Here is a 7049-nt window from a genome sequence, read left to right as displayed (position 1 = left end):
GGCGCGCGGGGGGGGGGGTCTTGGGGGGGCGCGGCCCCTTTATGTCTAGCCCCCCCCGGGGGGGGGGGGGGGCGCGGGCGCGGGGGGGGGGGGGGGGGGCCCCCCCCCCGGGGGGGCCCCGCGGCCCCGTCGCGTCCGGGGGCTACAGCGTCCGGGGGGTCTACCACTCGCCGCCGTAGCGCTGCTTCTTCGCCCGCAGCCAGGCCTGGATCTCCCGCGCCTCGCGCGAGGTGGCGGCGCGCAGGTCCTCGGTGCGGACGGTCGCGACGAAGTGCACGAACCGCACCCGCCGGTGCCGGCCGTCCACCCCGATGACCTTGCCGGGGCCGTAGACGTCGGTGCCCGTGTGGGCGACGAAGCTGCCGGGACCGTGAGGGGTGTTCATCGCGCGCCTTTCGCTCGGTGTGCTCTTTCCGTCACACACTGGCGCGGGAGGCGTCGGCACCGGCCCGGGGACACGCACGGGACCACGAACGGCCCGCCGGTACGGGCGTGGAACCTCGCCGTACAGGCGACGAGCCTCGCGGTACGGGCGCGGAGCCTCGCTCTCGCCGGCATCTGCTCGTAGGCTGCCTCCCGAGGGCGGGGCCGTAGCGCAGAGGTCGACGCGCGCGGTCTCCAAAACCGCGAGGACACCGGTTCGAATCCGGCCGCCCCGCCCTTCCCCGGGCCCGGTCCGCGGCGCGGGCCCCGGCCCCCGCGGGTCAGTTCAGCAGGGACCGCGCCGCCTTCGCCTTCCTCCGGATCGTCTCCGCCGCGCTCGGCTCCACCGCGTCCATGATCGTCGCGTACGCCTCCATCTCCGCCGCGCCCGTCAGGAAGTCGCCGCGCTGTACGAGGAGTTCCGCGCGTTCGTAGCGGAGGCGGGCGGGGTGGGAGGGAAGGAGGAGGGAGAGCTCGACGGCCCAGAGGGCGACGTCGGAGCGTTCGGGTCGGGCCGAGGCCCAGGCGCGGATGTTGTTCAGGATGCGCAGCACGATCGCCGCCGGGGTGGCCGGCCGCAGCATCGTCGGGTCGAGGGCCTCCCCGGTGGCGCCGGCGACGAGGAGCTCCGCGTCGGCGCCCGTCATGGCGCGGCCGCCGGCGAACGGGTCGGCCAGGCGCAGGTCCTCCGGCGCGCCGAAGCCGACCACGAAGTGACCGGGCAGGCCCAGGCCGTAGACATGGGCGCCCGCGCGGCGGGCGACCTCCATCCAGACCACCGAGAGGAGGATGGGCAGGCCGCGGCGGCGGCGCAGCACCTCGTGCAGGAGCGAGGACTCCAGTCGCTGGTAGTCGGCGGGGACGCCCTGGAAGCCCTCCTGCCGGCCGAGCAGGTCGGCGAGCGCCGCCACCCACGCCTCGGCGCCCCGCGTCCCGTACGGCACGAGACCGGCGAGCCGGTCCAGCTCGATCTCGGCGGTGTCCAGGTCGGCCTGGGTCACCGCCGGGTCGGCCACCGCGCCGACGAGCAGACAGAGCCGGGCGAGGTCGGGCCGCTCCGACCTGGCCTCCTCCGCGAACTCCCGCCGCCAGTCGGTCACGCCGCCTCCGTCGGTCACGCGTCCGTCTCTCGGTAGTGGTGGTAGTGGTGGTGGGTGGTGAAGCCCATGCCGTCGTACAGCGCCCGGGCGCCGTCGTTGTCCGACTCCACCTGGAGCCAGGCGGCCGAGGCCCCCTCGTCGAGGGCCCGGCGGGCGAGTGCCGTCATGACGGCCGTCGCCAGGCCGCGGCGGCGGTGCTCGGAGGAGACCTCGACCGCCATGAAGCCGGCCCAGCGGCCGTCCACCACGCAGCGTCCGATCGCCGCCGGTATGTCTTCCGTGCCCGGTACGGAGGCGAACCACACACTCGGGCCGCTGCCGAGCACCTTCAGGACGTGCGGGGCCGGTTCGGCGGAGCGCCGGTAGCGGCGCAGCCAGTTCTCGTCGACCGAACGGGAGAGGTGGACCGCCGTGACGTCCGTGTCCGTGTCGCCGATCGGGGCCAGGCCCGCGACCCGGAGCTCGGCCGAGACCTCACGCGTCCAGCCGCGCCGCTCCAGCTCCGCGCACAGCACCTCCTGCGTGCCCTCGGCGCCGGTGGCGGCCTGGATGTACGCGGGCAGGTCCCGGGCCGCGTACCAGGCCCGTACGCGGTCCAGGGCGGCGTCGAGGGGCAGGCCGGGGTCGCCGAGCGGAAGGACGGAGTTGGCGCGGCGCGTGAAGCCCTCCCGCCGCCCGGCCGCCGCCCCCCGCGGGCCCGCCGCGCGCGGTCCCCGCTCGTACGCCGCCCGCAGCGTCCACTCGCCGAGGGGCTCGCTCTCCAGCGGCTGCCAGCCGCGGGCGGTGACCCGGGCGAGCTCGGTGAAGGAGGCGGCCGGGCCGCGCCGGCGGGCCGGGGCGGCGGGCACCACCTTGCCCGCGACGAGGGCGGATTCCGCGATCCGGACGGTCTCGCCGGTCCGGCGTGTGATCAGCAGCACACCCCCTTCCCACGATGTGAGAACACCGACCGCGTCGGTGAAGGTCTCACCCGGCGTACCCGAGTCCGTCAGATACCGGACCGAGACGCGTTTTCCCACGTCAGCGGCGGTAAGGCGGACTTCGAGACGTCCTCCACCGGTGAATTCCACAGCTTCTGAGCCCCTCCTGTTCGGATCGTCCCCAAGAACGGAGATACTAGGGGCGGGCATCGACGACACCGCGCTCCCGCGCAGACCAGCCCTATCGAGGAGGAACGACAGCGTGACCTACGTCATCGCGCAGCCTTGTGTCGACGTCAAGGACAAGGCGTGCATCGAGGAGTGCCCCGTCGACTGCATCTACGAGGGCCAGCGGTCCTTGTACATCCACCCGGACGAATGCGTCGACTGTGGGGCCTGTGAGCCGGTCTGCCCGGTCGAGGCGATCTTCTACGAGGACGACACTCCGGAGGAGTGGAAGGACTACTACAAGGCGAACGTCGAGTTCTTCGACGAGCTCGGTTCGCCCGGTGGTGCCTCCAAGCTCGGCCTGATCGAGCGCGACCACCCCTTCATCGCCGCCCTGCCGCCGCAGAACGGCTGATCATTCGCCCTCGGTCCCGTACGGCCTCGCCGCCGTACGGGACCGACGCGTATTCCGTAGCAACGAGGAGCCAACCCGTGAGCGCCGTCTCTTCGCGTCTTCCCGTCTTCCCCTGGGACAAGCTGGAGCCCTACAAGGCGACCGCTTCCGCCCACCCGGACGGGATCGTGGACCTGTCCGTGGGCACCCCCGTCGACCCCGTCCCCCCGCTGATCCAGGAGGCCCTGGTCGCGGCGGCGGACTCGCCGGGCTATCCCACGGTGTGGGGCACGAAGGAGCTGCGGGACGCGCTCACCGGCTGGTGCGAGCGCCGGCTCGGCGCCACCGGCTTCGCCCACGAGAACGTGCTGCCGGTGGTCGGCTCCAAGGAGCTGGTGGCCTGGCTGCCGACCCAGCTCGGCCTCGGCCCCGGCGACAAGGTCGCCTACCCGCGGCTCGCCTACCCGACCTACGAGGTCGGCGCGCGCCTGTGCGGCGCCGAGCCCGTGGTCTACGACGACCCGACCGGGCTCGACCCGGCCGGTCTGAAGCTGCTGTGGCTCAACTCCCCGTCGAACCCGACCGGCAAGGTCCTCGGCAAGGACGAGCTGACCCGGATCGTGGCCTGGGCGCGTGAGCACGGCGTGCTGGTCTTCTCCGACGAGTGCTACCTGGAGCTGGGCTGGGAGGCCGACCCGGTCTCGGTGCTGCACCCGGACGTCTCCGGCGGCTCGTACGAGGGGATCGTCGCCGTCCACTCGCTGTCCAAGCGCTCCAACCTGGCCGGCTACCGGGCGGCGTTCATCGCGGGTGACGCGTCCGTCCTCGGCGAGCTGCTGCAGATCCGCAAGCACGGCGGCATGATGACGGCCGCCCCGGTGCAGGCCGCCACGGTCGCGGCGCTCGGCGACGACACGCACGTGGCGGAGCAGCGGGCCCGCTACGCGGCCCGGCGCGCGGCCCTGCGCGCGGCCCTGGAGGCGCACGGCTTCCGGATCGAGCACAGCGAGGCCAGCCTCTACCTGTGGGCGACCCGGGACGAGCCGTGCTGGGACACGGTGGCCTACCTGGCGGAGAAGGGCGTCCTGGTGGCGCCCGGCGACTTCTACGGCACCGCCGGCGAGCGTTTCGTGCGGGTGGCCTTCACGGCGACCGACGAGCGGGTCGAGGCGGCCGTCAAGCGCCTGGGCTGAGCCGCGACGCACGCGTGAGGGCCGGGGAGCAGCGCTCCCCGGCCCTCACGCGTTCCGCGGCGGTGGTCAGCCGCCGAGCGGCAGGCCGCCCATCAGCCCGTTGGTCGGGAGGTCGCCGGTCGGCAGGCTGCCGACCGCGCCGCCCGTGGGGGCCTCGGCGCTCTCGGTGGCGGCGCCCGCGGTCTCGCCGACGGTGCCGAGGGTCTTGCCGGCGGCCGGGGCGGCGGTGCCGACGGCCTTGCTGCCGGTCTCACCGACGACGCCGGTCGCGGTCTGCGAGGCGGTGTCGACGGTGGAGCCCGCGGCGGCGGAGTCCAGGGCGGTGAGCCCCGACAGGCCGCCGGTCGGGACGATGCTGTGGTCCAGGGCGCTCGCGGAGCCGGCCGCACCGACCACGGGGGCTGCTCCGGCCGCGACGAGCAGGGCGGCGCGGGCGATCCGGCGGGTCAGGGGGAGGGACATGGTGCTCCTTCGACGAAGACGACGAGGTCGATTACGCGGTGACAACCGGCCCCGGGGCGGGGGAGGTTGCGGAGGCCGAAGGTAAAGAATGGGCAATGCGTCGTATTGTCGGCTGGGGAGGAAAGCGGACGAACGCGTCAATACGGTGGGGGGTGGCGAACCGTCACTTCCCTTGGGACGCAAGGGGTTCATGGGGAAAATGCGGCTCACTGGGAAGCCGCTCGCACGGCTTCGCGCCACACCGGGCCCATGACACGTCCGGGTGACACCCCGCACGGGCGCCCGCCCGCCGGAAACGCGCTCAGCGCGCCAGCCTGATCCGTACCGTCGAGCCGTCCGTGCCCCGGGACTTCGCCGGCTCCCACTCGCCCGAGGCGTCGTCCGCGACCCACACCCGGTCCCCGTACGACACCTCCGCGATGCGCAGCTCGTCCGCCCGCGCCACCGCCCACTGCGCCAGCTCCCAGCCGCGCTGCTCCCGCGACGCGCGGGACTCCCGCACCGGCACCGAGAGCTCCACGGCCGGCGCCCCGGCCGCGAGCGCCCCGGCCGCCCCGGCGCCCTTCACCTCCGGCGTCGGCGCCGTCTCCGGGCCGAACGCCCGGACCAGCTCGGCGCGCACCCGGCCCGGATCGCCCGGCCGGCCCTCCTTGACGTCCGCCGTGCAGGACAGCGAGGCGGGCGCCCGGCCGGTCAGCGCCGCCGAGAGCAGCGTCGCGTCCGGCTCGTGCTTCGCGTACGCCTGCGGGAAGCCGCTGCGCTGCACCTTCTGCGCCGCCACCGTCAGCGGCAGTCGCGAGTAGCCCGGGACCTTCTCCAGGCCCGCGTAGAACCTCCCCGACGAGTACACCGGGTCCAGGATCTGCTCCGGCGTCCCCCAGCCCTGCGAGGGGCGCTGCTGGAACAGGCCGAGCGAGTCCCGGTCCCCGTGCCGGATGTTCCGCAGGCCCGACTCCTGGAGCGCCGTCGCCAGCGCGATCGTCACCGCCCGCTCCGGCAGCCCCCGGGTCGTGCCCACGGCCGCGATCGTCGCCGCGTTGGACGCCTGCTCCGGAGTGAACTCGTACTGGTTCGCCCCGGTTCCGACCGTGCACCGAGGAGCGCCCTTGCTGCCCGTGACGTAGTGGACCGCGACGTACGCGACCAGGCCGAGAAGCACGGCGAAGGCCGCCGCGAACCGGGCGGGACGCCCACGGCGGGCGGGACGGGAGGCACGGTGGGACTCGGACACGCGCCCCACCGTACTGGAGGCCGAGTTAGGGTCGACACATGGCTGACACCGCTCCTCTCGCGACCCCACTGGACCTCACGCTCGACGGTGCCGCGCTCACCGCCGCCCTCGTCGACTTCCCCTCCGTGAGCGGAACCGAGAAGCCGCTCGCCGACGCGATCGAGCAGGCCCTGCGGGGCCTGCCGCACCTCACCGTCGACCGCCACGGGAACAACGTCGTCGCCCGCACGCGGCTCGGCCGCGACGAGCGGGTCGTCCTCGCCGGACACATCGACACCGTCCCGATCGCCGACAACGTGCCCTCCCGGCTCGACGACGAGGGCATCCTCTGGGGCTGCGGCACCTCCGACATGAAGTCGGGCGTCGCCGTCCAGCTGCGCATCGCCGCGACCGTCCCCGCGCCCAACCGCGACCTCACCTTCGTCTTCTACGACAACGAGGAGGTCGCCGCCCACCTCAACGGCCTCGGCCACATCGCCGACGCCCACCCGGACTGGCTCGCGGGCGACTTCGCCGTCCTCCTGGAGCCCTCCTTCGGCGAGGTCGAGGGCGGCTGCCAGGGCACCCTCCGCGTCAAGCTGCGCACGGTGGGCGAGCGGGCCCACTCCGCGCGCTCCTGGATGGGCTCCAACGCCATCCACGCCGCCGCCCCGATCCTCGCCCGGCTCGCCGCGTACGAGCCGCGCAAGCCGGTCATCGACGGCCTGGAGTTCCACGAGGGCCTCAACGCGGTCGGCATCGAGGGCGGCGTCGCCACCAACGTCATCCCCGACGAGTGCGTCGTCACCGTCAACTACCGCTACGCCCCCGACCTGTCCCCGGAGCAGGCCGAGGCGCACGTCCGGGAGGTCTTCGCGGACTGCGGCGTCGCCGAGTTCGTGATCGACGACCAGAGCGGCGGCGCCCTGCCCGGCCTCTCCCACCCGGCCGCCGCGGCCTTCATGAAGGCGGTCGGCGGCAGCGCCCACCCCAAGTTCGGCTGGACCGACGTCGCCCGCTTCAGCGCGCTGGGCGTCCCCGCGGTCAACTACGGGCCGGGCGACCCCCTGTACGCGCACAAGCGGGACGAGCACGTGCACGTCGAGCGGATCCACCACTGCGAGGCACGTCTCCGCGACTGGCTGACCGACTGATCGCCGGAATTTCGCTTTTCGTCAC

At 74.1% G+C, this 7049-nt stretch carries 8 protein-coding genes and 1 tRNA gene; 4 read left to right on the top strand and 5 right to left on the bottom strand.

The genetic code is table 11. The annotated features are described in order from the left end of the window. Positions 1 to 160: 160 nt before the first annotated feature. Entirely contained in the window at positions 161 to 385 is a 225-nt protein-coding gene (locus ACIGXE_RS18970; RefSeq protein WP_399748757.1) for a hypothetical protein, read from the bottom strand. A gap of 197 nt (positions 386 to 582) precedes the next feature. Here ACIGXE_RS18970 and ACIGXE_RS18965 point away from each other — a divergent pair. After that, a tRNA-Trp gene (locus tag ACIGXE_RS18965) sits at positions 583 to 660 on the top strand. 44 nt (positions 661 to 704) lie between these two features. On the opposite strand, the gene ACIGXE_RS18960 is transcribed toward ACIGXE_RS18965, so the two are convergent. Both ACIGXE_RS18960 and ACIGXE_RS18955 read right to left on the bottom strand, forming a co-directional pair. Continuing rightward, positions 705 to 1541 (bottom strand): tetratricopeptide repeat protein, encoded by an 837-nt coding sequence (locus tag ACIGXE_RS18960; RefSeq protein WP_399748756.1) that lies wholly within the window; start codon positions 1539 to 1541, stop codon positions 705 to 707. After that, complete coding sequence (locus ACIGXE_RS18955; protein ID WP_399748754.1) at positions 1538 to 2593, bottom strand: GNAT family N-acetyltransferase; 1056 nt, start codon at positions 2591 to 2593, stop codon at positions 1538 to 1540. The genes ACIGXE_RS18960 and ACIGXE_RS18955 overlap by 4 nt, the downstream gene beginning before the upstream one ends. A gap of 112 nt (positions 2594 to 2705) precedes the next feature. Here ACIGXE_RS18955 and fdxA point away from each other — a divergent pair, with 112 nt between their 5' ends. Then, on the top strand, positions 2706 to 3026 hold the full coding sequence (gene fdxA / locus ACIGXE_RS18950; RefSeq protein ID WP_010474859.1) for a ferredoxin: 321 nt from the start codon (positions 2706 to 2708) through the stop codon (positions 3024 to 3026). A gap of 77 nt (positions 3027 to 3103) precedes the next feature. Continuing rightward, the gene (locus tag ACIGXE_RS18945) at positions 3104 to 4198 is read left to right on the top strand and encodes a bifunctional succinyldiaminopimelate transaminase/glutamate-prephenate aminotransferase (protein ID WP_399748752.1); all 1095 of its coding nucleotides are present in this window, start codon (positions 3104 to 3106) and stop codon (positions 4196 to 4198) included. A gap of 66 nt (positions 4199 to 4264) precedes the next feature. Here ACIGXE_RS18945 and ACIGXE_RS18940 read toward each other — a convergent pair whose 3' ends face one another. Both ACIGXE_RS18940 and ACIGXE_RS18935 read right to left on the bottom strand, forming a co-directional pair. Beyond that, complete coding sequence (locus tag ACIGXE_RS18940; RefSeq protein ID WP_399748750.1) at positions 4265 to 4660, bottom strand: ATP-binding protein; 396 nt, start codon at positions 4658 to 4660, stop codon at positions 4265 to 4267. A gap of 301 nt (positions 4661 to 4961) precedes the next feature. Continuing rightward, positions 4962 to 5900, bottom strand: coding sequence for a hypothetical protein (locus ACIGXE_RS18935; RefSeq protein WP_399748748.1), 939 nt, complete (start codon positions 5898 to 5900; stop codon positions 4962 to 4964). Positions 5901 to 5929: 29 nt separating this feature from the next. On the opposite strand from ACIGXE_RS18935, the gene dapE reads away from it, so the two are divergent. After that, complete coding sequence (gene dapE, locus ACIGXE_RS18930; RefSeq protein ID WP_399748746.1) at positions 5930 to 7024, top strand: succinyl-diaminopimelate desuccinylase; 1095 nt, start codon at positions 5930 to 5932, stop codon at positions 7022 to 7024. The last annotated feature ends 25 nt before the right edge of the window (positions 7025 to 7049 follow it).

Source organism: Streptomyces sp. NPDC053431, from assembly GCF_044544925.1.
GTDB lineage: Bacteria > Actinomycetota > Actinomycetes > Streptomycetales > Streptomycetaceae > Streptomyces.
This window is presented reverse-complemented; position numbering and strand designations above follow the sequence as displayed.

Bases quoted from the DNA above. Each gene is read 5' to 3' on its own strand.
- ACIGXE_RS18940 (WP_399748750.1), bottom strand. From the start codon at position 4,660: ATGTCCCTCCCCCTGACCCGCCGGATCGCCCGCGCCGCCCTGCTCGTC.
- dapE (WP_399748746.1), top strand. From the start codon at position 5,930: ATGGCTGACACCGCTCCTCTCGCGACCCCACTGGACCTCACGCTCGAC.
- ACIGXE_RS18970 (WP_399748757.1), bottom strand. From the start codon at position 385: ATGAACACCCCTCACGGTCCCGGCAGCTTCGTCGCCCACACGGGCACC.